1 pseudogene is annotated in these 1,723 nt (G+C 68.4%); it reads right to left on the reverse strand.

The annotated features are described in order from the left end of the window. Positions 1-1,370 (reverse strand): annotated as a pseudogene (locus A5694_RS25210) (PGRS repeat-containing protein); the annotation flags it as partial. Positions 1,371-1,723 lie beyond the last annotated feature (353 nt).

Genomic DNA, 1,723 nt, shown 5'->3' on the forward strand with positions numbered 1-1,723 from the left:
GCGCCACCGTCGCCACCGATGCCACCGGCACCGTGCGCACCGGCGATGCCGTGCGCCGACGCGCCACCAACACCACCGTTACCGCCGACGCCACCGACACCACCGGCGCCACCGATGCTGTTCGCATCACCACCGACGCCACCGTCATCACCACTGCCGGCGATGGCATCCGCGCCTGTGACGCCGTCGGCGCCGGCACCACCGACACCCCCGGTGCCACCGCGGCCCCCGGCCCCACCAGCGCCACCGTTGCCGGCCAGGGAACCAGCGGCACCCCCGGCGCCACCCACACCACCGTTGCCACCGGCCAGGCCGGTAGTGCCATTGCCACTGACATCGGTGTGCCCGGCCAGACCGGCCGCGCCGTCACCACCGTTGCCACCGGCGCCACCGTTGCCCAGGTTGCCGCCGTCTCCCCCAGCACCACCGGCCCCACCGGTGGTACCAGGGGTGACGGCGTCGAAGCCGTCGCCGCCGCGGCCGCCGTTACCACCACCGGTCGCCGCCGCACCCCCAGCACCCGCGCTGCCGTTGGTGACACCCTGGCCACCATTGCCACCAGCACCGGCCACACCCGCATCACCACCACGGCCACCAGCACCACCATCGACATAGGTGCCATCACCATCAGCACCATCACCACCATCGCCACCCTGGCCCGCAGCACCACCAATACCACCATCACCACCGCGACCAGACACCCCCGCCGCACCCAACAAGCCCCCGGCACCACCAGCACCGCCATTGCCGCCATGACCGGCCGCACCACCATTGCCACCATCACCAGCAACACCACCAGCAGCACCCGGCGCAGCGGCATCCACACCATCGCCACCAACACCACCATTGCCACCGTTGCCGCCCTGACCACCGGCACCACCCTGGCCACCGGAACCGATCAGCCACGAACCCTTACCGCCGGCACCACCATTGCCACCATTGCCCCCGGCCTGACCCACCGCCCCGTCTAACCCGGCAAGACCAGCAGCACCGGCCGCCCCGACCGCGCGGCCACCACCGACGCCACCATTGCCACCCACCCCATACATCAACCCAAGACCGGCACCACCAGCACCACCCTGGCCGCCGGCACCACCATCGACACCAGCGCCACCAGCACCACCGGCACCACCAACACCCATCCACCAGCCACCAGCACCACCAGCGCCGCCATCACCCCCATCAAGACCCGCACCCCCGGCGCCGCCATCGCCGAACATGCCCGCCGCACCACCAACACCACCGACGCCATCAGCCGAGGTGCCACCAGCACCACCATCGCCGAACCACAACCCACCAGCACCACCAGCAGCCTGCGCCAACGTGCCGCCATCAATCCCATCCGCACCATTGCCGATCAGGATCTGACCAAACCCGAACGTCGCATTGATAAACGAATTGACCTCAGCACCAAACGGACTCAAAATCCACTGCTGCCCCAAATCATGCAACGGCTGATAAAACAACGACCCAAACCAGTCATCAGCAGCCGCCGACCCCGGCAACGAAGCCACCGACGCATCAAACGACAACCCCACACTGGCCAACAACGGCTCCCACGACGCCGCATCAAACAACGCCTCCCACGACGACGCCTGACTCAAATCCCCCAACGCCGACGCCAAATCCGCACCCAGAAAATCAACAACCCAATCCAACTCATCAGCAGCCGCCACCGGCGCCACCACCACCGGCGCCACCCCAAACGCCAAAAACGCCCCCA

Origin of the sequence: Mycolicibacter sinensis (genome assembly GCF_001667945.1) — a bacterium.
GTDB lineage: Bacteria > Actinomycetota > Actinomycetes > Mycobacteriales > Mycobacteriaceae > Mycobacterium > Mycobacterium sinense_B.